Below are 22,687 nucleotides of genomic sequence, written 5' to 3' on the forward strand. Positions count from 1 at the left end.
GCGGCGGCGAAGCGACTTGCGGAGGAGCCGTTGGAGGGGAAACTCTTGTTAGTATCATTAACCTCCTTTGTCGGCACCACTCACCCCGAACGCACCAGACCCATGCGCACTCGGCGCCTCATTTCCCTCGCCACCTTCGCGGTGATCGCACTCGTATCCTCGTGTGTGGACGCCGAGGTATCGCCGACGGCACAGACGCCAATTGGAACCGCCACCTTCGCGGTGGTGCCGACCTTTTCGGGCGCCGTCGCCTCTTCCGCGGCCCAAGCCGGTGACATCACCCGGATCCGGGTGACGGCAAGACTGCAGAGTACCGCGGAGGTCCTGGCAACGTTCACGCAGGACGTGGACCCTGCCGCCAACGAGTGGACGTTGACCGTTGAGATACAGGTCCCGGCCTCGGGTGGACAGGCCGTGCTCACGATCGAGCTCGTGAGCGTGGCCAGTGATGGTGGAGAGACCGTCGAGTTCAGCGGCCAGACGCAGCCGATCTCGTTGACGACCGGGGCCCCCACTCAAGCCAGAGAAGTTCCGGTCGGCCGCGGGACCATCGAGAACCTGGGCGTAACGGGCCTCACGATCGAACCGACGGGTGATACCCTCGTGATCGGCGGCTCCACGAGTGTGAGTGCCGCGACCACGCCCGCCGACGCTTCTAATTCTCATAGGATCTTCTTCAGCTCTCTGGACCCGACCATCGCCACGGTTTCTGACAACGGAACCGTTACAGCTGTCCTCGACGGGAGTGCCCGGATCGTCGCCGCAGCAGGTCTACATGCGGACACGTCCGCCATCTTGGTGCTCAAAGGTTTCGCAGACCTGAGCATCCTGAAGCGTCTCACCAACGAGGAGCAGTCGAGCTTCAACGAAGGCGACGCAATTTCCTACACCGTGGTGGTGGATAACTTCGGGCCGCTGACAGCCTCCAACGTCCAAGTCCTAGATTCAGCCGATGCTGGGCTGACGCTCCTGTCCGGCCAGGTCACATCGGGGACCTTCGATGTCGTCTCGGGTGTCTGGGTGCTCGATTCGATAGTCAATGGAGCCACTGACACACTCGTTGTGTTGGCGCGTGTGGATGCTGGAACGGTGGAGCAGGCGCTCTGGAATCGTGCGCGGCACCTGGGCCTTCCACTCCAAGTGGATACGGCTGCCGGCAATGATGTCGACTCCGTGGAAATCCACGTCGTCGAGCCCGAAGCCGATGTGAACATCACAAAGCAGCTCGCGGACGACACTCGCAGCTACTTCGAGGGTGACACCGTTGAGTTCATGATTGCCGTTGAGAATTTCGGTCCCGGAGTGGCGACCGCTGTCCAGGCCCTCGATTCCTTAGACAAGGGCCTGACCTATAGCCATGTCGCAGACGCCGCTCCGTTCGATGTCACTTCCGGCGTGTGGACGGTGGGGGTTCTAGAGAACGGAGCTAGCGATACTCTCCGCCTTTTCGCCGTGATCGACTCCGGTACGGCCGGAGTGCAGTTATGGAATCGGGCACGGAGCCTGGGGCTCACGAACCAGGTCGACCTGGATCCGACCAACGACGCCGACTCAGTCTCGGTCTCGGTCAGCCACACCAACGCTGACCTCAACGTCTCGAAAGCTCTGGTGGACAACAGCGCGACGTACTTCGAGGGCGACACCGTAGAGTTCAGGGTCATCGTGGACAACTTCGGTCCCGCGACCGCAACGCTCCTAGCGCTGCGCGACTCTCTCGGGTCGGGAATGTCTCTCGTGTCACTGAGCCCGCTGCGCGGCCTCGTCGACATCGGCACCGGCACGTGGGAGTTGGACTCAATCGTTGGGGGTATGAGCGACACGTTGGTCGTGGCCGCCCAGATCGATTCCGGCACCGTCGGACAGAGGCTCACGAACTACGCGTGGAGCGTCGGTCTCACGGAACAGCTCGATACAGTTACGTCGAACGACGCGGCGTCGGCGTGGCTCTCCGTGGACGTGCAGTCGGCTGACATCAACGTGACGAAGACGGCCGACAACACACTGCCCTTCCCCGGCGACACGACCACTTGGATGATCGTGATCGACAACTTCGGCCCGTACACGGCGAAGAATGTGACGGTCTTGGACCAGGGTGACTCGATCATGATCGAGTCCTTCTCGGTCACGTCCGGAACAGTCGACACCGTGAACGGGGTGTGGACGATCCCGTCCATCCCGGACGGCGGCTCGGACACCCTCTTGGTGCGATCGGTCGCGAAAGTGGGACAAGTCGGCGACACGCTCTGGAATCGGGTGCGCGTTCAACCGCTGACCACCGAGATCGACCCGGACTCGACGAACAACGCTGACTCGACCTTCATCTTCGTGCAGCAACGGTACGCGGACCTCAACATCACGAAGACCGTCAGCGACAACGAACCGTCCGAGGGCGACTCCATCGTCTACACAATCGTGGTCGAGAACTTCGGTCCTCACGATGCGAACAATGTCCGGTTGAAAGGCATATCCGACAGCATTCGAACAACCGGACCTTCCGTTGTAACCACCACCCAAGGTTCCACGACAGACTATGAGACATGGACAGTGGGGACGATTCCTTCCGGCGGAGCGGACACCCTTCAGCTGCGGATGCAATTGGATTCGCAGATGGCCGATTCGCAGATGGCCGGCGACCCGCTTTGGAACCGGGTCCTAGTCGATCACTTGGATGAGGTCGACTCCGCATCTTGGAACGACGCTGACTCCGCATTCATCGTGGTGGACCAGAAGGTGGCCAACGTCGCGCTAAACAAGTTCGTCGACAACACAATGCCGTACGAAGGTGACACGATCACCTACACCATCGAGCTACAGAACTTCGGGACCCACACGGCAGATTCAGTACAGATTTATGACTCGCTCCAAGCCTTCTTCGACGGTGATCTCACGGTCACAAGTAGGACCCTGACCAACGGGACGTTCGATACGCTGACGAGCGTGTGGACCGTTGGACCGTTGGCACCCGGACAAACGGATTCTCTCCGGCTCTCGTTCCAGGTCGACTCGGGCACGGTCTCGGACACTATAGTCAACTACGCGTGGGTGTCCGCACTGTTCGGTGCTGCGGAGTTCGATACCACGAATGACTATGCGAGCGCATCCGCCGTGGTGGGCCAGAAGGTGGCCAACGTCGCGCTAAACAAGTTCGTCGACAACGCAATGCCGTACGAAGGTGACACGATCGCCTACACCATCGAGCTACAGAACTTCGGGACCCACACGGCAGATTCAGTACAGATTTATGACTCGCTCCAAGCCTTCTTCGACGGTGACCTCACGGTCACAAGTAGGACCCTGACCAACGGGACGTTCGATACGCTGACGAGCGTGTGGACCGTTGGACCGTTGGCACCCGGACAAACGGATTCTCTCCGGCTCGCGTTCCGGATCGACTCAGGCACGGTCTCGGACACTATAGTCAACCACGCGCGTGTGTCCGCACTGTTCGGTGCTGCGGAGTCCGATACCACGAATGACTATGCGAGCGCATCCGCCGTGGTGGGCCAGAAGACTTCGGACCTAGCCCTGTCCATGGGCGTAGGCAACACGATGCCGTTCGAGGGCGACACGGTCACGTTCTTCGTGGAGCTCCATAACTACGGGTCCTTCCCCGTCGTCGTAAAGGACGTGCAAATCAGCCAAACGCACGACAGCACGCTTAGCGAGCCCTACGCGAACGCGCCAACGACCGGCACGTGGAACGGCTCGGTATGGGCTATCGACTCCATAGTGCCGGGCGGAACGGACACGCTCTTCATGGCGATGGAGCTCCAGGTCGGTATGTCCGTCCCCGGTGACACGCTGCGCAACAGCTTCTTTGTGGTGACTTCCCATGGCGCGTTCGACACCGATCCCACCAACGACACTGCTAGCGCGTTCGTAGTGCACCAACAAAGGGTGGCGGACCTCAGCGTCGTGAAGACCGTGGACAACACGAATCCCTCGGAAGGTGAGGACCACACCTACACGACCATCATGAGAAATGTCGGCACTCTGCCGGTTGGCGATGTCGTTCTGAACGACCCGATTCCTGCCGGGTTGAGCTATGTGAGCAGAAGTTCGAGCCACGGTGCCTTTAACCACGTGACGGGTCTGTGGGACCTCGGCTCGATAGTCTTTAATCCCGGTGACACGGCCTGGCTGAGCGTGACGCTCGATCCCGATCCGGGCTCGATCGGTACAACGATCCAGAACACAGCGACCTTGGCGACCCCGCTGGACGCGAACTCCGTGAACGACACGTCGAGTGTCGCTGTCACGGTGCACAACGCGGACCTCTTCGAGATGTCGAAGACCGTAGACAACGCCACGCCGTCCGAGGGTGAAGACTTCACCTACACGGTCATCTTCCGGAACATCGGTGCGTCCGAGCTCGAGAACGTGGACGTCTACGACTCGATCCCGGCTGGTCTGAGCTATGTGAGCAGAAGTTCGAGCCACGGTGACTGGAACCCCACGACGGGTCTGTGGGACCTCGGCTCGACGGTCTTTAATCCCGGTGACACGGCCTGGCTGAACGTGACGATCGATCCCGATCCGGGCTCGATCGGAGACACCATTTGGAACCGGGCCTGGGGCTCACCGGACCAGACGGACGGGCAGACCGCGAACAACATGGACTCGGTCGCTGTCACGGTGCACAACGCGGACCTCTTCGAGATGTCGAAGACCGTAGACAACGCCTACCCGGCCGTGGAAGAAGACTTCACCTACACGGTCATCTTCCGGAACATCGGGCCGTCCGAACTCGAGAACGTGGACGTCTACGACTCGATCCCGGCTGGTCTGATTTACGTCTCCAGGTCGACGAGTCACGGTGACTGGAACAACACGACGGGCCTCTGGGACCTCGGCTCGACGATCTTTAATCCCGGTGACACGGCCTGGCTGTACGTGACGCTCAGGCCAGCCATCGGAGCCAGCGGGACCACCATTTGGAACCGGGCGTGGGGCTCACCGGACCAGACGGACGCTCAGACCACCAACAACATGGACAGCGTGACGGTTAACCCCACCTACGGGGGCTACGTCGACGTCACGATGTCCGTTACGAACGCTTCTCCTCAGGAAGGCGAGACGGTTCAGCATGAGATCACCGTCACAAACAACGGAGCGGGCACCGCGACGAGCGTGAACCTGCTGGACTCACTGCCGACCACCGTGGGAGACAAGACCCTCGTGGGCGGATTTCCGACGCAGGGCAGTTGGGTCTCCGGCGCAAGCGACTGGAGCGTTGCCAACCTGCCGGCGGTCGACCCTAAGCACGATGGGTCGATCGCAGAGGGAGCCCGCGGCCACTTCGATGCCGAGCCGCCGTGGAGAGGACCTGACGCCGCGCTGCGACAACGGGGCATTACGGACGACTGACATAATCAAGAAGGCGCCGCGCTACCTCGTGGCGCCTTTTGGGTCCTCCATTGCCGACGCCCACCTTCCCCGCCCCACCACTACGTGGTCCAGCACAGGAATCCCGAGGACCCGCCCGGCATCCGCAAGCTGCCTCGTAACAGCCCTGTCTTCCGCGGAGGGGGTCGGATCTCCCGAAGGATGGTTGTGAACCAGCACGAGCCCTGACGCACCTTCAGCGACCGCCGCTCGGAACACCTCCCTAGGGTGGACCAGTGAAGCATCCAGTATTCCACGCGTGACCAATACCTCCCGAACGACCCGGTGACGCGTGTCTAGAAGGAGGGAGTGAAACTCCTCCTGAGACAAATCACGCAGTCGGGGGCCCATTCTGCGAAACACGTCTGAGGGGCCTCTGATATGGTCGCTCGCGGAGTCGGGCTCAGCGGCCGCCCGTCGACCCAGTTCTAGCGCCGCCACAATCCGCGCTGACGTGGCTCGTCCCACGCCTGATATGGCCTCGAGTTCTGAGACATCGAGCGCCGCCAGCCGTCTCATCGATCCATCGGCTCGGTCCCAGAGAACCCTTCCCACCTCTTGAGCTGACATGCTCGAAGTGCCGGTCCCGATTACGGCGGCAAGCAGCTCTGCTACGGTCAGGCCGCGAGGGCCGAGAGAACGAATACGTTCACGGGGTCGATCAGGGTCTGAAGTAAGCACCCACGACGATCACATAAGGCGACCGTCGCTGACATGGCGGAATGAGACCTACACGACCATCCGCATCACAACAGCGTCTTCCTTCGGCGCTTCGTAGTACTTCTTCCGCACACCGACTTCACTGAAGCCGAAGGACCGGTACAGGTCCGCCGCCGCCGTGTTCGAGGCGCGCACCTCGAGGTAGACCGTCTCGACACCCTGGTCTTTCGCAAGCGCGAACATTTGATCCAGGAGTCGTCGGGCATATCCCTGGCGGGCAAATTCGGGGCGGACCGCGACGTTGGCCAATTCACCCTGATCCAGAATGCACCACATCACCCCGTAGGCGATGATTCCGGCGTCATCATGTTCCACCACCCACAGCTCTGCGCCAGGGCGGTCCACGAGCCCCTCGAACGTGCGGGAACTCCACGGCACGGAGAATTGCTGGCCTTCGATGCCTAGGACACCGTCGATGTCCTCCCGGCGCATCGGCCGGATCGTGGCGTTGTGCGGCGCCCCGGAAGTCGCGGCATCTGCCACGTCAGCCCTTCCAGGCTTTGTCGGGCTGCCATTCGCGGATGTACCTCGGCTCCCAATCCTTCACTGCCTCGACAGCTTGAGTGTCCGGGTGCAGGGCCAGATATCGGAGTAGCGCATCCGCCGTCGGGTGCGTCGCCGGTTCCGGGGCGACCTCGAATCCCGCGCCAACGATCGCCGCCCTATGGCGGTCCGCCCCGTCCCCGAGGAAAATCGAACCCGGGGGTACTTCAGCGTCGAGTACATCTCGAAGCGAACCGCCGTGAGGCGGCACGAGGGTCTCGACCCCTATGCGCCCGATTCCATAACAGGCGCCGTACACCCGGTCGCCCCTGGCATCGAACAAAACGTAGCGAACGCCCCCGCCATCCAAGGCCAGCGCAGTGGCGGCCAAGCTCGAGATGGCCCAGAGCGGGCACTTCCATCCGTAGATCAACCCTTTCGCCGTCGCTGCGGCTACGCGTACGCCAGTGAATGAACCCGGCCCCTCACCAACCACGATGCCGGCAACTTCCTCGCGATCGAGTCCCGCTTCTTCGAGCACCTCGTCGATCGCCGGAATGAGTCGCGACGCGTGTGCTGCCCGTTCGGTGAGGACTATACGAGCCATCACCTCGCCACCTTGAGCCACGGCCACGGAGCCGATGGAGCCCGAGGTGTCGAACGCGAGATAGAACCGATCTAAATGAAAGGAGGTCATGACCCAGATACCGACATCGGGAACGCCGCCAAATCCGGAGGCGACCCGACACGATCGACTCCGACTTCTCGGACCTTGTAGTCGTCGTCAGGCACCGTCAGGTCGATGATCCAATAGTCCTTCGGCATCAGGTCTTCGGCACGGCCCGGCCACTCGACCAGCACGATCTCGTGATCGGCGCCGAGTTGCTGCCACCCGAGCTCCCAAAGCTCATCCGGCGACTCCAACCGATAAAGGTCTAGGTGTACGATCTCGAGGCCATCGTCCGCCGGGTATCGGAAGAGGAGGTTGTAGGACGGCGACGGCATCGCTTGGGAGACACCCGCACCTTCACCGATCGCTCGGGCCAGGACCGACTTCCCCGCCCCGAGCTCACCGCGGAGCCCGATGACCATAGGCGTCACGCTCGTGGACCCAATACGGTGCCCCCAACGCGCGAGGCTGGCTTCGTCGAGCCTCATCCCTGGAACTGCCTCATGCCTTGGCAGGAAACCCCTTGAGCCAATCGGCTGTGAGCCTGAGTCCCTCATGGAGCGGGACCTTCACCTGATATCCGAGCCGGTCCCGGATCTTGGTCAGATCCGCCAGCGAGTCGCGAACGTCCCCTGCCCGGCCAGGACCGTATTCGGCCTCACCTTCAACACCGAGCGCTTCACGAATCGCTTCCCAGAGACCCGTCACGCTGATCCGGTCGCCGCATCCCACATTGAAGACTTCGCCGCTCACACCGTCAGCCGGGGCCGTCGCTGCGAGTAGATTCGCCTGAACGACGTTCTCGATGTAGGTGAAGTCACGGGTCTGGCCCCCATCCCCGTAGATCACGGGGGCACGGCCCTCGAGCGCCGCCGTGATGAAGAGCGGGATGACGGCGGAGTAGATCGACTTAGGATCCTGGCGGGGACCGAAGACGTTGAAGTAGCGGAGCACCACCGTCTCAAGCCCGAATAGCTTCGGGAAGACCTGTGCGTAGTGTTCTCCAGCGAGCTTCGCGACCGCATAAGGTGAGAGCGGCAGCGACGGCATCGTCTCGACCTTCGGCAGAGTCGGCGTGTTCCCGTATGCCGAGGACGATCCCGCGCCTACGAAACGCTTCACACCTGCAGCATGCGCCGCCGTGAGCATGTTGAGCGTGCCCGTGGCCGCCGCGTGGTGCGACAACAACGGGTCATCAACTGAGCGAGAGACAGAGCCGATGGCCGCCTGATGCAGCACATAATCCATGTCGGCACACGCCGCGTCACACGCGGCACGGTCCGTGATCGAAGCCTCGTGCAGGTCGATACGGTCCGCGAAGTCTGCCAAGTTCTCGCGCTTGCCGGTCGAGAAGTCGTCGATGACTCGGACCCTCGCACCTGCATCGAGAAGTCGCTCAACGAGGTTCGATCCGATGAAACCGGCTCCGCCGGTCACCAGAAAGGACTTGTAGGAAAGCTTCGTCATGGCTTTGGGTGTCGGTGGCGGCTGGGCAGAATCGCTCCGCGGAATCTAGCGGTTCTCATTTGCGATACAGCCCCTCGGCATCGATAAAGGCAGCAACCTCAGGCTGCAGGTCGGCGACAGCATGCCCCCCCTGAGCAATCGTATTTCGGATCTGCGTAGAGGAAACGTCCACGCGAGTGACCGGCACGAATTGGGCGCGTTCCGCTCCGGGCACATCAGGCACATGGTCCGGTGCAGCGACACCGTTCCGGTCCATCACCACGAGCGTCGCCATGCGTAAGATCTCTTCCGGCGCGCGCCAACTCTGGAACGACGCGAATTGATCTGCCCCGAGAATCAAGAAGAGCTCCGCCTCAGGGTACACCTCCCGAATCTCTCTCACCGTGTCGACCGTGTACGAAGGACCTTCCCTGCGGATCTCCGTTGCACTCACCGCGAAGCGGACGTCGTCCACAATCGCCTCGCGCACCATCTCGAGGCGGAGCGGTGCCGGAGTCAGATCCTGACGCGACTTATGGGGAGGATCGCCTGCCGGAATCCACAACACTCGATCCAAGGCCAGCACATCCGCCACGTCGCCCGCAACCGTGGCATGGCCAATGTGGGGCGGATCGAAGGTGCCCCCAAAAAGACCGATCCGGAGGGGTACGGCAGCGGCGCTACTAGGAGCCGGAACCACCGCTACTCTGGAGCAAGGTTGCTGCTGCGGAATCGGGATAGCGACTCAGGAGCAACTCCTTCGCCTCGTCCGCTAGATCCTGGTACCCAATGGCCACGTTCGAATGGTACACGCCTGCCAGCGCCATCGGCGCGAACTCAGTCTCGGTGTAGAGATTCGCAACAAACTCAAAGTATTTGATCGCGGAGTCGTAGAGTTTGCGCCGAAAGTAGAAATCTCCGGTCATGTACTCTTTCTCGGCAAGCTTCACGCGCATCGAGTTCGATAGCTGAGCCGCTTCAGCAGACTGAGGCGTCCCCGCATAGTCGACCACCACGTTCCTGCAGACGAGGATGGCGTCGTTCGTGAACGTCTGATCACGCGGCATAACAGGAGACAACGACGCGAGCGAGCGACAAACGCCAAGCGCTGCCACAGGGGCGTCACCCTCACCTGCATAGCGGTCTAAATAACGGACGTACTCGGCGCGAGCCGTTAGGAAGTCCTGGGCACCGAAGTGTGCGTGGGCGAGCATGAGTCGCGCCTCAGGCACACGGTCCCAATCTCCGAAGGACAGCAGCAGGCGGTCGAGGGCTTCAGCGGCGTTGAGGTACCCACCCTCCGAATACTCCTGGGTCGCCGTGGCATAAAGCGCCTCAGCGTCCATCCCCTGATAGGGAGACGCAGTGCTACCGCACGCGGCCAGCGCGAGGGCAAGGGCGAGAATTCCGAAACGTCGGGTCATGTTTAGCATCGGCGGTGGATACACTGCGCGTGTCTGTGGGTTTCCTATTACCTGCACCGGCCATCACGAAGCCGTTCTAGGCCTCGGCCGAAGCGAATTTCATCGAAGCGAGCCTGTGCTCGGTCCACCAGCGAACCGGCCTGATCTGCATAACGCACCTGAGCGTACGCCTCCATGGACCGTTCGCACTCGCCCATCTCAGCGAGAATCTCGCCTTTCTCGAACCAGGCCTGACCTTGGATGTTACGGGGCTCCCCGACTTCGACGGCTCGCGTGATCAACAAGAGCGCTTCTTCGAGCTCTTCCGGCTCAAGAGAGGACCGACTGCGCAGGTCTCGGGCTCGCGTAAACGCACACGTCCCGATGTACCAATCGACCTCTCCTCGCTGCCACGGGCGAACCATCTCACGGAAACGTTCGAAGTAGATGAGTGCATGCTGACAATCACCGATCTCCTCGTATGCGTTCCCCACTTCGAAGACGATCTCAGGTGCCGAATCCGTTGCCTCGGCCATCGCCTTCTGATAAAAAGGCAGCGCCCGACCGTATTCGCCGTTCTCGAAATAGTGGCGGGCAAGCGGCAGTGACATCGTGCCGACGCCGATTCCTGCCCGCAGGCGAAGGGCCGTCTCGACCGCCGTAGCCATCGCGAATCGATCGTCGGTGGACTGAGCGTCACGGGCCAAGTACATGAGGTCCGAGACGGCTTGGTCGACCAAGCCAGGGTCCTTCGACGCAGCTTCTTCGTAGAAGTCGCCTGCGTCGTCCACGCGGCCCATCGTCGCATACGTGTGCGCAACCCGTGCCACGACTAGGGGATCTTCCGCGCCCTGCCGCACAGCGAGGCGGTACTCAGCCAACGCCTCGTCGTAATTCCCCATGGCGAAAGCCTCGTCACCACGCCTTACGGCGGTTTCCTCCGTCCCACGTGTGGTGCACGCACCCACGGTGGCGGTGGCCAGAACAGCCATCAAGAGGAGTTTACGCATGGTAGGCTTCAAACAATCGGGGGGAGATCAGCGGCCCGCAGGCCTAAGTTCAGAATAATAGTAGCAAGGATCGGGCCTACCCTGCCTCTTTGCTGGCCTCGGACTCGTGGACGCACGGAAAGCTGACCCCCGCAGATGCCAGGTAAGCGCGGGGGAGCACATCCTCGGGATCTTCCGCGGCACACTGCTTCCACGCTCGGACCGCCCCCTGGGTAGAGGTCCCCTAAGTGCGCGTGTGTGATGGCGAGACGGCATTGTTGTGGACGTCAGCGAAGTACGGGTAGTCCGCTAAGACGCCCAGGAAGGCCTGGAGCGCACCTTCCCGAAGTCATCTCGCTCCCAGGCGCTTACACCGCGCCGGACGAGTTGGCGGGCTTCCTTCTTTGGTTGAAAGCCTAGGACTCCGTCGCTTCCACCATCACGGCTTCGACGTGATCTGCGACGTATGCCATGTCATCCAAGTCGAGCGTGTGATCCACCTGGAACATCAAGCTCGTGCGTCCAAGCTCGGCGGCGACGGGAAGCGGATCCGGCAAGGACCACCCGCGCGCCGCAAAGGCAGGCTCGCGGTAGATCTCCGGACAACTCCCGCCGAAACAAGGTGCGTTCCTGTCTTTGACGCCCTGAAGGACCCGGTCGCGATCCCAGCCCGGCCTGAGCGCGCTTGGGTCTAGATAGACGTGCAGCTTGTACCACGCGGGCCCGACGTGCGCCGGCGGGTTCGGAACACGAAGCCCAGCTATTTGACGAAATCGGTCCATGAGGTAGTCGGCGTTTCGTGCCCGGACCGCCGCCCACGAGGGCAGCTTCTTCAACTGCCTACGCCCGATGGCACTTTGTACTTCGGTCATCCGTGCGTTGCTGCCAAAGTCCGCGTGGATCCACTTGTAGGCCGGAGACTCGGCCGCACCGGCCATGAGGACGGGGTCCGTCCCGTTATTCTTATACATGATCATCGACCGAGCGAGGTCATCGTCATTGGTCACGACGAGTCCCCCTTCCCCGGCCGTTGTCATGATCTTGTCCTGGCAAAACGAGAACGTAGAAATCCGCCCAAAGGTGCCGACCTGCCTGCCTCGATACGTCGCCCCGTGCGCCTGAGCGCAGTCCTCGACAAGGTGCGCGCCACGCTCGGCGCACACGGCCTGGAGATCATCCATCTCCGCAGGCCACCCCCCGAGGTGGACCACGGTCACGACCTTGGTGTTCGGCGTCCACGCGGCAGCCACGGTTTCCGCAGTAAGGTTGCCACTTTCTCGATCCACATCGGCCACGACCGGACGCGCGCCAACAGCCACTGCCGCAGCGGCCGTCGCAATAAAGGTGCGCGCGGGCACGATGACGTCGTCCCCGGGCCCCACACCGAGGGCCCTATAGGCCAACTCAAGCGCGACCGTCCCGTTCGAGAGGGCGACGGCGTGGCGACTCCCAAGGTAGGTTGCGCACTCGGCCTCGAAGGCACGGCCCTCTTCGCCGGTCAAATAGTTGACACGACCCGACTCGAGGACGCGCTGTGCGGCCATCAATTCGTCTTGCTCGAACCGAGGCCAACGCGTCCATCCGGGTTGAATGGCGCCCGACACTAGTCCTCCACCCGCCCACCACCGACGCCGGTGATGGTCATAATCAGATACTTGATGTCGCCTCTCACACGGTAGTTCAACACGTACTCGCGATTTAGTCGGACCTTGGCTGGGAACAGAACATCTTCGTTGTAACGGTCGGGATCTGGAACCCCTTGGAGCAAACGCTCTTCGTCGCGGAAACGAAGAGTGGCGGGGCCGGTCACACCCGGCCGTACCGCCAAGATTATCCGGTCTTCCTCCGCCAGTCCTTCATAAAGCTCCGGCATGTCGGGTCGCGGGCCGACTAGACTCATGTCCCCGACGACTACGTTCCACAACTGCGGGAGTTCATCGAGCTTGAATCGCCGCAGAAAACCGCCGAATCGAGTGACCCGGGGATCCCCCAAAACCGTGACGTGGGTCGCGGGACCGCCGGGTCGCATCGTGCGGATTTTGTGGAGTCGGAACCGCTGCCCGCCGCGGCCCATGCGCTCTTGGCTGAAGATGCCCGACGCGCCCGTCTCCCACCGGGCAACCACTCCGAGTAGCACCAGCAGCGGTGCCGACAGAACCAATGCCGGCACACAAAGGCCAAGGTCCAGAAATCTCTTGAGGAATCGACTCGCCGGAGTCAATGGATGGGAGGAACCATCACCGAGTCCAGGCATACCCCGTCCTCTCCATGGTGGGCCGGATCAGATGTTCCAGTGCGCCCACCTCGTCGGCCGAGAGGCGCTCTGCCCACCGACTTACACTCCCATCGCGAATGAGCGCTGCCGCCGCATCCAAGTCGACCTCAGGCACCCGCGCGTCTAAGCGCCACGACGCTGCTGATGCGCCGTCAGTCAGCCACTCGGCCAGGCGCCCAAGCTCATGCCTCGGCTCAGCGACGAAGTCCTCGTACCGAATCCTGATCGAGTCAAAGGGGCCTAGTTCGCTCAATGCCTGTGAAGAGGCATCAACGCACTCGCTCCACTGCTTGCCACAGACACGCAGCACGGATCCGGACCGCACCCAAGCATCCATACCGTCAAAGCGGGGGCCCCAGCTGGAAAGGCTACGCTCGCCCGACACGAGCTGCTTGATTCTGCCGGCCACGAAACGTGCGCCATACCTGGGGAGGTCCGAGGCGGGCACGAAACGGGCCTTTCGTGCGATGTAACTGAGAGACGTCCCCGATGTCCAACGCTCCCGGGCGGACACGACAGCATCTCGCCCGTCACGGACGATCTGGATGAAACGAGCCTCGGGAAACACGGCCTTCACGAACGCGACCCGTAACGAGGTCGCACAGGTCTTCTCGACCAAGACACCATCCAGTCCGGTGCCCACGAACCGCGCCTGCGCCCGTCGAAAGGCCCCCCGCAGGTACGCACTCACCTCAGGCGTCGCATGAGCGGCGGTCAGCTCATCGCTCGGATGGCCGGCGTTCCCATGACGCCACAACGGGTTGATCTCATCACACGGCCATGTCCCGAATCCGGGAAGCGACACAAGAGCGTCGCGGAGGACGTTCGTTCCGGATCGAGCCGCCCCCACAATGATCAGTGGCCGCAGACTTTTCGCGTCCGTCAAACGGGCTGCGCCAGCGACTCTCCCAATGCGGCGCTCGCCTCTTCAGCGGTCTCTTCAGACAAGAGCTTCGTCGCAGCCTCCTGATCCGACGTCCATACGGACGTACACGGGATGGCGCCACGGTCGCATCGATCCGCGTAGCGGACTGCGATCTGAGTCACTTCGTCCATCAGGCCATCCGCGAGCTGCGTGGGCACGAGGCCCATGTCCAGGAAGACCTGGTTGGTTACGCGAAGCTCGTTCTCCGGTGCTTCCTTGCGCGGATTCGCGACGTAATGGATCGGGACGCCCGTGCGTGCGGCGATCATACGCGCCAAGTCCTTTACCCGATGGGTCTCGGTCATCTGGTTGAGCACCCGCACCCGTTCACCGGCCACCGGTGGCTGCTCGATCGCGAGCTGCAGACACCGGGTGGTGTCCCGGATGTGGATGAACGCCCGGGTCTGACCGCCCGTGCCATGAACGGTCATCGGATACTCGACTGCGGCCTGCATCAAGAAACGGTTCAGCACCGTTCCGTAGTCACCGTCGTAGTCGAATCGGTTGATCAGTCGTTCATCGAGCAGCGTGTCCTGCGTGTTCGTGCCCCACACGATTCCCTGATGGAGGTCCGTCACGCGGAGCCCATCATTCGCGTTGTAGTACTGGAACAAGAGCTGGTCGAGCGTCTTGGTCATGTGGTACACACTGCCCGGGCTGACCGGATACAAGATCTCCTTGTCGATCAGGCCACCGTCATCGGTGGGCACCTTGACCGTCAGGTATCCCTCCGGGAGCGCGGTTCCCGCGGTCCCGTATCCGTAAACGCCCATCGTCCCCAGGTGCACGATATGGATGTCGAGCCCGGATTCGACGGTGGCGGCTAAAACGTTGTGCGTCGCGCGGATGTTGTTGTCCACCGTGTAGCGCTTGTGGACCGAAGACTTCATGGAGTATGGGGCGGCGCGCTGTTCGGCAAAATGCACAAGCGCGTCAGGTTCAAAATCGTTCAAGACGGCCAGCAAGCGGTCGTACTCGAGCGCCACGTCCATCAGCTCGAACCCGATTTCCCGTCCCGTGCGTTCCTTCCACACGGCGAGTCGAGTTTCGATCGAGGCGATCGGTGTCAGCGACGATGCGCCCAACTCCTCATCGATCCGTCTACGAGACAGGTTGTCGATGATCGTGACGTCGTGACCTTCGCGCGACAAATGCAGGGCGGTCGGCCACCCGCAAAAGCCGTCGCCCCCCAAAACCAGGATTTTCATCAATTCTCGGTCGAACCTGCGGCGAGATGATTGGGCAGGGGCTTCTCAGCCCTCAGACTAGGGAAATAAGGCTGTTTACTTAGCTGAAAACAACCTGCCGCGGGGTTTAGGAGGACGGGGTCGCTCTGCACTCCAGAAGCTGCCCCACTACAAAATGGGCATCTTCCTCAGTCATGCCGTGATGCACCGGAATCGAAAGCAATGTCGCAGCCAGATGCTCCGCGTGCGGCAGGGACTGAACCCCGTAGCGTTCCTGATACACCGGCTGTTGATGGACCGCCTTAGGGTAGTGAACGCCTGTCCCGATTCCGCGATCCCGAAGTCTCGCGCCGAGGGCGTCGCGGTCACATCCGAACGCCTGCTCATCCACAACAACGCTGAACTGATGCCAACCATGGTCCGTCTCCGGCGTCACCACTTGAGGCGTAACACCCTCCGTGTCCGCAAGACCTGCGGTAAGGACGGCTGCGTTGCGTCGACGGATGTCCATCATCGGCTCGATGCGCTTCAACTGTTCACGCCCTATGGATGCCTCGACGTCCGTCATTCGGAAGTTGTGACCGAACATCGTGTGATGATTCTTGGCGGTCTGACCATGAGTGCGCATGAAACGCATCATGTTTTCGAGACCCTCGTCGTTGGTACAGATCATACCGCCCTCACCCACGAACATGTTTTTCGAAGGATAGAACGAGTAGCTGACGAAGTCGTTGAAGGCGCCCACCCCGCGCCCCTTATACCGAGCACCGTGTGCTTGGGCTGCGTCCCATACGACCCGGAGATCGTGTTTGTCCGCGAAGGCCTGCACCGAGTCCACGTCGACGACGTTGCCATGCAGGTGGACGGGGACGATGGCGCGGGTGCGCTCCGTGACCCTAGACGCAGCGTCATCGAGATCGATCAGAAATGATCCTGGATCCACGTCACAGAGGACCGGGATCCCGCCCGCGGCAACCACCATGTTCGCCGTCGCAACAAACGTCATTGACGGAACCAATACCTCGTCACCTGGCTCCAGGAAGGTCATGAAAGCGAGGTGCAGGGACGCAGATCCGTTGGAGCACGTCACCCCGAAGGCCGCATCGACGTAGTCTGCGAACTCGACCTCGAAGCCCTGACACTCCTTACCCTGTCTGAGGGCGCCGCTCTCCAAAACCCTGGTCGCTGCGGCGATTTCCGCCGGCGAGAGCGAAGCTTCCGCGATATTCACCTTCATGATCCGGGGCTCTCCGCGCGAATCTGCTCGAATGCATCGAGCAAGTTGACGGAGTCTTCAACCCCACACCCATCGGGTTGAACGCGGTCATGAAGCGCATCGACAAACGTGGTCATCTGCGCCTGGAAGAAGTTCCGGTGACCGAAGTCGAAGTCCGTACGACCCTGATCGTATCCACCCGCGGCCTCCACACAGAAGAGGAAGGAGGGCATGTCCGGCTGAATCGAACCGAAGAAGGTCCCGTTCTCGCCTTGGATGTCGATGTAGTGCATAAACGACGGCGTGATGAGATCTGCCTGACAGAACGACTCGATGCCGCTCCGGCTGGTGAGCCTGACCAGAACGAAATCCTCAGCGTCGACCTTCTCGAGCTGGCCCGAAATAGGCCGTTCTGGTCTGAGAAGCTCTTCCACGAACGAATGTGCGTGCTCAATCGGCCCAAAGAACCAATTGGAAAGGTCGACGAGATGGATCAGCATCTCATTGATCGCACCGCCACCCTCCGCCTTCTGATGCTTCCAGAGCTGATGACCACCCCGGCCCCCCACACGCAGCAATGCGCTCGTGATCTTTCCAAGGACTGGGCTTACGCCGGTCTCAGCGACCCCGCTCAACACCCTCTTGCACTCCGCCATCGCGGGCGCGAACCGGTAGTTGAAACCGACCATCCCGATCCGCCCCGAGCCCTCTAGTTGGGCTTGAATTTCCCTGGCTTCCGCACTCGTGGAACACAGCGGCTTCTCGCAGAAGAAGTCCTTTCCCGCGGCGAGTCCGGCCTCGATCAACTCGACGTGGCTCGTCACCGGGGTACAGATGTCGATGGCCACGACTCCAGGGTCGTCGAGGACCTCTTGCACGGTCTCTGCCCACTCTACGCCGGTCTCCTCGGCTAGGGCTTGAGCCAGAGCCGGATCAGCGTCCACGAGTACGACTTCGACCCCTCGTGAAGACCGCAGTCCTCCAATGTGTTTCGGCGCCTGCTTACCACAGCCGATAATGGCGATTTTCATGGAAGAATCGGGGTCCCGACGATAGGAAAAAGAGGAGCGCTCGACGGCGTACGAGATTACCCAAGACCCTCGGTGGCTACAAGTCCTGAAGGGACGTCCATGAGGGGGCGATTCGCGTATAACTTGTCGCCCTCAGAGAGTTGAGGGAGATTGCCCTTCATGCGGGTAAGCTCATCCCGATTCAACGTATGAACTCGCTCCCGGAGAGTGCGTGAAATCAGTCGCTGTGATCGACTACGGCATCGGAAACGTGAACTCTGTCAGGAACATGTTGAAGAAGGTCGGGATTCGGGCTGCCGCATCCGGCGACCCCGCCGAACTCGACTCGGCTGACGCGCTCATTTTGCCCGGTGTGGGAGCCTTCGGGTCCGGCATGTCCGCTCTGCACGAGCACGGGCTCGTCGACTTCGTCCGTGAGTACGCCGATAGCGGCCGCATGTTGGTCGGTATCTGCCTAGGAATGCAGCTCCTCGGCGGCCAGAGCGAAGAGGCTCCAATGGAAGGCCTCGGGCTCATCGATGCTCGATTCAAGAAATTCGATCGCCATGTGGAGGGTGCGTCCTTGAAAGTGCCTCACATGGGGTGGAACGAAGTCCGTCCCGCGCAGGACAGCGGCCTCCTCTCCGACCTAGAAAGCGGGACCCGCTTCTATTTTGTCCACTCATATTTCGCAACAGATGTGCCGCCTGAGCAGGTATTACTCACGGCTCGATACGGGGATGACTTCGTTGCTGCGTATGCCCGAGACAACGTGATCGGCTTCCAATTCCACCCGGAAAAGAGCCACCGTTTCGGAATTCGCCTCTTCGAGTCGCTGTTCGTCTAGTGCTCCGCGATCGCGTCATCCCGTGCCTACTCCTTCGCGGCAGCGGATTCGTGAAGACCCGTCGCTTCAAGAAGGCCCGCTACATCGGCGACGCCATCAACGCGCTGCGCATCTTCAACGACAAAGGCGCGGACGAGCTCATCGTTGTGGACATCGACGCGAGCTCATCGGGATATGCACCACGAATGGACATGATCCGCCAGCTCACCGACGAGCTGTTCATGCCGCTGACCTACGGGGGTGGGATCTCCACCCTGGAACAGGTCGACGAGATCATCAAAGCCGGCGTGGAAAAGGTCGCGATCAACACCCGGAACGCGAGTGGTTTCGACTTCGTCGAGTCGGCCTCCGAACGACTCGGCGCTCAGTCCGTGGTCGGCGTTGTGGATGTGGCAAAAGACCTTCTCGGCCGCCCTCGTGTGGTCTGTCGTAGTGGGGCCCAACGGTTGGAGGGCACACCGAGTGAGCACGCCAGGCGCTTGGTGGACGCCGGCGCCGGTGAGTTGCTCGTCCAAGCTGTGTACAAGGACGGGACACGCTCCGGTTATGATTTGGCCCTCGTGAAGGAGGTCGTGTCCGCCGTGGGCGTCCCCGTGGTGGCGCTGGGTGGAGCCCACACTGTGGACGATCTGGCAGAGGTCATCGTACACGGCGGGGCTGCAGCGGCCGCTGCAGGAAGTATGTTCGTCTTCCACGGAGATTTGGATGGGGTGCTCATCAACATGCCCAGCGAGGAAGCGGTGACGCAGGCGTTCCAAAAAGCGCGGACGACCGCATGACGTTCTTGTCAAAGGCCGACATCGAACGAAAGCGTGTGCACTACCGGAGCCATGCGCCGCAGGGGCGGGTCTGCACCGTGAGTGTCATGGACGACACGGACCCGGACATCGAGTTCGATGAGGACGGCGTGTGTAATCACGTGCACTACGCGCGCCGGCGTCTGGCCAAGGAACGACTCCGCGGCCCCGAGGCTGTGGCCAGGCTCGAGCAAGCGGTGGACCGCATCAAACGTGAGGGGAAGGGTAAAGCGTACGACTGCGTGCTCGGTGTGTCGGGCGGAGTCGACTCCACGTATGCCGCGTGGCGCGCAAAGGAGCTCGGACTACGCCCGCTTGCTGTGCACCTCGACAATGGCTGGAACAGCGATCTCGCGGTCAGCAACATCGAGCGAGTGCTCTCGGTCCTAGGAATCGACCTGTACACCTACGTGGTGGACTGGGAGGAGATCAAAGACCTCCAGAGGAGCGTCATCCTCTCTGGAACCGCCAACCTGGAAGTGGTGACCGACCACGCGATCAATGCAACGATGGTGAGGCAGGCAGCTCGCCACGGCATCCGCACCATCGTGACTGGGGTGAACGTGGAGACCGAGTCCATGCACCTGGGCAAGTGGCATTACGACAACCGCGACGCCTACTTCATTCGCGGCCTGCACAAGCGCTTCGGGTCGGTAAAGCTCAAAACGTATCCCACGATCTCGGCGTTTGACCTGGCATGGTACCTCTTCGTTAGACGCATCCGCACGCTCCCCGTGCTCAACTACGCCGAGTACAACAAAGAGAAGGTCTCTAAGCTGCTCCAAGACGAGCTCGGATGGCAGCCTTACGCCCACAAACACGGCGAGTCCATCTACACTCGGTTCTTTCAGGAACGCTACTTGCCACAGAAATGGGGGTTCGACAAGCGGAAGCTGCACTTCTCGACGCTGATCGTATCTGGTCAAATGACTCGGGACGAGGCGTTAAAGAAGCTCGAGGAGCCACTCTATGAGGCGAGAGAAGAGGAGGAAGAGTTGGAGTACGTCACCAAGAAGCTCGGATTCGACCCGACGGAGTGGAGTCGGGTCATGAGTGGTGAGCGGAAGTACTTCTTCGACTATCCAAACCGTGCTTGGATGTTCGACTACAACAACCCGCTCGTTCAATACGTACGTGCTGTCGGAAAGGGAGAGAGGCGCATCCTGGGTCTGTCTCCGAGGCATCAGAGCTAGCCGAATGCAGACATGGGAGCATTCGACACCTCGTCGGGCTGATCTGGGCTCCGTAGCGTTTCGCTCGATCCCCAGCCTCATCTTCGGGCTGACGCTGTTCCCCAACGTCGCGTTTTTCCCGTTCATCCCGACGAACAACCAGCCCGTAGCAGCCATCGCGATTATGGCTTTCTGGCTCGTCTTCAGACGAGCGAAAATCAGCCTAAATCGCTTCACGAGCCCCATCGTCATACTCATCGTACTGCTGACCATCTATGCGGTTCTGACGGCGGTCCTGCGTCCCGCGGGTGCCCCCCGAGGCGCGAGCGCACCCGGCTTCATCACTTATTTTGCGAGCTACCGCGAGGTCGGCCTCACGTATTTTTCGTACCTCATCGGTCCGACGATTTTCCTCTACCTGCTCTATAACTTCCGCAAGGTCAGTCCCCGGGTCGTAGAGGCTTTTCTCATCTTCCAAGGTGCGATCTGTCTGCTGCAGACGTTTGGAAATGGCGCGCTTCGTCAGCTGCTGGCTTCCGGAATCGGTTGGATGTTCATCGGCTTCTCCTCCGAGCCGTTCGCATTCGGACGCGGAGTCGCCGGCACCTTTCCGGAACCGTCCCACTTGGGGCGTTACCTGATTGTACTGGCGGCATTGCTGCTGTATTTCCGCTCCTCCGGGCAGATTTCCCGGCGCAGACTCGTACAGTTTATGTCGTTGATCGGCGCCCTGGTAATCATGAACCAGTCGCTCACCTTCCTCACGCTGCTGCTGGTGTGGCTCAGCCTCCAGGCCGTGTCCGCGGCCTTCACGGGCCGTTTCAAACAATCTGCGGCCATCGCGGTCGGGCTCTTACTCGCCGGACAGATCATGGTCTCGCTCCCGGCGACGAGCCGGCTGAGCACGCTCCCGGTCAAGATGACGGAGCTGTCCGGGCGCTCGACGGATTTCGAGGTGCTGGACCTTCAATTGCTTGGAGGGATTCGCCTCATCCACATGCTCGTGGGATACCGAGCGGTGACGCTATTCCCCGCCGGCCAGGGGCTTGGGAGCTACCTCCACAACTTGCCGGAGACGGCCGGTCTTTTGGGAATCAACATCTACGAAGCCCACTTCTATCGGCACGTGGTGTCCGAGGTGGGCCGGGATGGAGTGATCACCAAACCGAACGGGTACGCCGCGCAGCTGACGTACGATATGGGCGTCTTCGGCCTGGCGGCTATCGCCCTACTGATCTTTGCGATCCTGTCGGAGGCCGCTCAAAGCTTCCGGTCCAGGGAGCACATTTGGTCTGTGCCCTTGCTTGGTGTGTTTCTCCTGATGTTTTATACGACGACCTCGTTCCCAGTTCCCTGGATTATGTTGGCCTTCGTCAATCTCTATCGGCTCCCTGCCCTTCCAGAATCCGGCCCCGCTGCAGGGGACGCTGAAGCCAAGAACCCATGGAGTGCGTCGACACTTCCGGAGTCGTGGTATCGTCCACCCACTCTGCCAGGCCAGGAGCAAGGATCGTGAGCGCCAACTTCTCACATCGGTACGAAGGTGACGGCCGCGTCACGATCCAGCCGTTGGCCATCGTGGGGCTGGAGTACACGCCCGGCGCGGGTCCCGTGCGCTTCGCCGGAGACGCCACAGTCCGAAGCCATACTGTGATCTACGGTGACGTCGAGCTCGGTGACGCGTTCCAGGCCGGGCACTCTGCGCTGATTCGTGAACACACCACTGTCGGCAACCATGTCATGGTGGGCAGTCATGTAGTGATCGACGGGAACGTCCATATCGAGGATTTCGTCAAGATCCAGACCGGGTGCTACATCCCGACCCACACAACGCTGGGAAGCCGAGTGTTCCTCGGACCCCATGTCGTGCTCACCAACGATCGTTTTCCGCTCAGGCAGCGTGACCGTTACGCACCGGAGGGGCCGACCATCGAAGACGGTGTTACGCTCGGCGCCGGATGTATCGTCTTACCGGGAGTCACCGTCGGGGCGAACAGCTTCGTCGCCGCGGGAGCCGTCGTCACCAGAGACGTCCCGGCCAATTCGCTGGTTGTTGGAACCCCTGGGAAGGTGTCTCCGCTCCCGGAGCACCTGCGCGATCCGAACCGAGCGCTCAACTGGCCCTCGGACGAGCCAGAGAGCGGCGACTGAAGGGCCCGCGT

At 61.4% G+C, this 22,687-nt stretch carries 20 protein-coding genes; 6 read left to right on the forward strand and 14 right to left on the reverse strand.

Annotation, left to right across the window (positions count from 1 at the left end; translation table 11 throughout):
* Positions 1–102: 102 nt before the first annotated feature.
* Positions 103–5,367 carry an Ig-like domain-containing protein gene (locus P8L30_08470; GenBank protein ID MDG2240223.1) on the forward strand — a complete coding sequence of 1,755 codons (5,265 nt, stop codon included), beginning with the start codon at positions 103–105 and terminating at the stop codon, positions 5,365–5,367.
* Between the two features lie 21 nt (positions 5,368–5,388).
* Here P8L30_08470 and radC read toward each other — a convergent pair whose 3' ends face one another.
* From radC to P8L30_08540, 14 genes are all read right to left on the reverse strand, one after another.
* Positions 5,389–6,066, reverse strand: a complete 678-nt coding sequence (gene radC / locus P8L30_08475; GenBank protein ID MDG2240224.1) for a DNA repair protein RadC — start codon at positions 6,064–6,066, stop codon at positions 5,389–5,391.
* Between the two features lie 48 nt (positions 6,067–6,114).
* A complete protein-coding gene (gene rimI, locus P8L30_08480) occupies positions 6,115–6,588 on the reverse strand; it encodes a ribosomal protein S18-alanine N-acetyltransferase (protein MDG2240225.1) in 474 nt (157 codons plus the stop codon).
* Between the two features lies 1 nt (position 6,589).
* Positions 6,590–7,285: a tRNA (adenosine(37)-N6)-threonylcarbamoyltransferase complex dimerization subunit type 1 TsaB gene (tsaB, locus tag P8L30_08485; GenBank protein MDG2240226.1), complete on the reverse strand. Its 696-nt coding sequence runs from the start codon at positions 7,283–7,285 to the stop codon at positions 6,590–6,592.
* Positions 7,282–7,746 carry a tRNA (adenosine(37)-N6)-threonylcarbamoyltransferase complex ATPase subunit type 1 TsaE gene (tsaE, locus tag P8L30_08490; GenBank protein ID MDG2240227.1) on the reverse strand — a complete coding sequence of 155 codons (465 nt, stop codon included), beginning with the start codon at positions 7,744–7,746 and terminating at the stop codon, positions 7,282–7,284. The genes tsaB and tsaE overlap by 4 nt, the downstream gene beginning before the upstream one ends.
* A gap of 13 nt (positions 7,747–7,759) precedes the next feature.
* Positions 7,760–8,725 carry an SDR family oxidoreductase gene (locus P8L30_08495; protein MDG2240228.1) on the reverse strand — a complete coding sequence of 322 codons (966 nt, stop codon included), beginning with the start codon at positions 8,723–8,725 and terminating at the stop codon, positions 7,760–7,762.
* 55 nt (positions 8,726–8,780) lie between these two features.
* A complete protein-coding gene (nadD, locus tag P8L30_08500) occupies positions 8,781–9,404 on the reverse strand; it encodes a nicotinate-nucleotide adenylyltransferase (protein ID MDG2240229.1) in 624 nt (207 codons plus the stop codon).
* On the reverse strand, positions 9,388–10,128 hold the full coding sequence (gene bamD / locus P8L30_08505) for an outer membrane protein assembly factor BamD (GenBank protein MDG2240230.1): 741 nt from the start codon (positions 10,126–10,128) through the stop codon (positions 9,388–9,390). Before bamD ends, nadD begins: the two co-directional genes overlap by 17 nt.
* A 47-nt stretch (positions 10,129–10,175) precedes the next feature.
* A complete protein-coding gene (locus P8L30_08510; GenBank protein MDG2240231.1) occupies positions 10,176–11,117 on the reverse strand; it encodes a tetratricopeptide repeat protein in 942 nt (313 codons plus the stop codon).
* A 395-nt stretch (positions 11,118–11,512) separates the two neighbouring features.
* Positions 11,513–12,700, reverse strand: a complete 1,188-nt coding sequence (locus P8L30_08515) for a DegT/DnrJ/EryC1/StrS family aminotransferase (GenBank protein MDG2240232.1) — start codon at positions 12,698–12,700, stop codon at positions 11,513–11,515.
* On the reverse strand, positions 12,700–13,350 hold the full coding sequence (locus P8L30_08520) for a sugar transferase (GenBank protein MDG2240233.1): 651 nt from the start codon (positions 13,348–13,350) through the stop codon (positions 12,700–12,702). The genes P8L30_08515 and P8L30_08520 overlap by 1 nt, the downstream gene beginning before the upstream one ends.
* On the reverse strand, positions 13,334–14,257 hold the full coding sequence (locus tag P8L30_08525) for a sulfotransferase (protein MDG2240234.1): 924 nt from the start codon (positions 14,255–14,257) through the stop codon (positions 13,334–13,336). The genes P8L30_08520 and P8L30_08525 overlap by 17 nt, the downstream gene beginning before the upstream one ends.
* Positions 14,254–15,504, reverse strand: coding sequence for an NAD-dependent epimerase/dehydratase family protein (locus P8L30_08530; GenBank protein MDG2240235.1), 1,251 nt, complete (start codon positions 15,502–15,504; stop codon positions 14,254–14,256). Before P8L30_08530 ends, P8L30_08525 begins: the two co-directional genes overlap by 4 nt.
* Positions 15,505–15,610: 106 nt before the next feature.
* Positions 15,611–16,720 carry a DegT/DnrJ/EryC1/StrS family aminotransferase gene (locus tag P8L30_08535; GenBank protein ID MDG2240236.1) on the reverse strand — a complete coding sequence of 370 codons (1,110 nt, stop codon included), beginning with the start codon at positions 16,718–16,720 and terminating at the stop codon, positions 15,611–15,613.
* On the reverse strand, positions 16,717–17,730 hold the full coding sequence (locus P8L30_08540) for a Gfo/Idh/MocA family oxidoreductase (GenBank protein ID MDG2240237.1): 1,014 nt from the start codon (positions 17,728–17,730) through the stop codon (positions 16,717–16,719). The genes P8L30_08535 and P8L30_08540 overlap by 4 nt, the downstream gene beginning before the upstream one ends.
* A gap of 211 nt (positions 17,731–17,941) precedes the next feature.
* Between P8L30_08540 and hisH the strand changes: the two genes are divergently transcribed.
* From hisH to P8L30_08565, 5 genes are read left to right on the forward strand one after another with little or no spacing between them, the layout of a single operon-like run.
* A complete protein-coding gene (hisH, locus tag P8L30_08545) occupies positions 17,942–18,556 on the forward strand; it encodes an imidazole glycerol phosphate synthase subunit HisH (GenBank protein MDG2240238.1) in 615 nt (204 codons plus the stop codon).
* Positions 18,556–19,335 (forward strand): HisA/HisF-related TIM barrel protein, encoded by a 780-nt coding sequence (locus P8L30_08550; GenBank protein MDG2240239.1) that lies wholly within the window; start codon positions 18,556–18,558, stop codon positions 19,333–19,335. The genes hisH and P8L30_08550 overlap by 1 nt, the downstream gene beginning before the upstream one ends.
* Entirely contained in the window at positions 19,332–20,546 is a 1,215-nt protein-coding gene (locus P8L30_08555) for an N-acetyl sugar amidotransferase (GenBank protein ID MDG2240240.1), read from the forward strand. The genes P8L30_08550 and P8L30_08555 overlap by 4 nt, the downstream gene beginning before the upstream one ends.
* A 4-nt stretch (positions 20,547–20,550) precedes the next feature.
* On the forward strand, positions 20,551–22,041 hold the full coding sequence (locus tag P8L30_08560; protein MDG2240241.1) for a hypothetical protein: 1,491 nt from the start codon (positions 20,551–20,553) through the stop codon (positions 22,039–22,041).
* Positions 22,038–22,676: an acyltransferase gene (locus P8L30_08565; GenBank protein ID MDG2240242.1), complete on the forward strand. Its 639-nt coding sequence runs from the start codon at positions 22,038–22,040 to the stop codon at positions 22,674–22,676. Before P8L30_08560 ends, P8L30_08565 begins: the two co-directional genes overlap by 4 nt.
* Positions 22,677–22,687 lie beyond the last annotated feature (11 nt).

The sequence above is a fragment of the Longimicrobiales bacterium genome, assembly GCA_029245345.1.
In the GTDB taxonomy this organism is placed as follows: domain Bacteria; phylum Gemmatimonadota; class Gemmatimonadetes; order Longimicrobiales; family Gaopeijiaceae; genus CALFPJ01.

Excerpts from the sequence above, each read along its gene's own strand:
- P8L30_08510 (MDG2240231.1), bottom strand. The coding sequence starts at position 11,117 with ATGCGTAAACTCCTCTTGATGGCTGTTCTGGCCACCGCCACCGTGGGT.
- P8L30_08470 (MDG2240223.1), top strand. The coding sequence starts at position 103 with ATGCGCACTCGGCGCCTCATTTCCCTCGCCACCTTCGCGGTGATCGCA.
- P8L30_08530 (MDG2240235.1), bottom strand. The coding sequence starts at position 15,504 with ATGAAAATCCTGGTTTTGGGGGGCGACGGCTTTTGCGGGTGGCCGACC.
- bamD (MDG2240230.1), bottom strand. The coding sequence starts at position 10,128 with ATGACCCGACGTTTCGGAATTCTCGCCCTTGCCCTCGCGCTGGCCGCG.
- P8L30_08495 (MDG2240228.1), bottom strand. The coding sequence starts at position 8,725 with ATGACGAAGCTTTCCTACAAGTCCTTTCTGGTGACCGGCGGAGCCGGT.
- tsaB (MDG2240226.1), bottom strand. The coding sequence starts at position 7,285 with ATGACCTCCTTTCATTTAGATCGGTTCTATCTCGCGTTCGACACCTCG.
- P8L30_08560 (MDG2240241.1), top strand. The coding sequence starts at position 20,551 with ATGCAGACATGGGAGCATTCGACACCTCGTCGGGCTGATCTGGGCTCC.
- tsaE (MDG2240227.1), bottom strand. The coding sequence starts at position 7,746 with ATGAGGCTCGACGAAGCCAGCCTCGCGCGTTGGGGGCACCGTATTGGG.
- P8L30_08555 (MDG2240240.1), top strand. The coding sequence starts at position 19,332 with ATGACGTTCTTGTCAAAGGCCGACATCGAACGAAAGCGTGTGCACTAC.
- P8L30_08535 (MDG2240236.1), bottom strand. The coding sequence starts at position 16,720 with ATGAAGGTGAATATCGCGGAAGCTTCGCTCTCGCCGGCGGAAATCGCC.
- P8L30_08540 (MDG2240237.1), bottom strand. The coding sequence starts at position 17,730 with ATGAAAATCGCCATTATCGGCTGTGGTAAGCAGGCGCCGAAACACATT.
- P8L30_08520 (MDG2240233.1), bottom strand. The coding sequence starts at position 13,350 with ATGCCTGGACTCGGTGATGGTTCCTCCCATCCATTGACTCCGGCGAGT.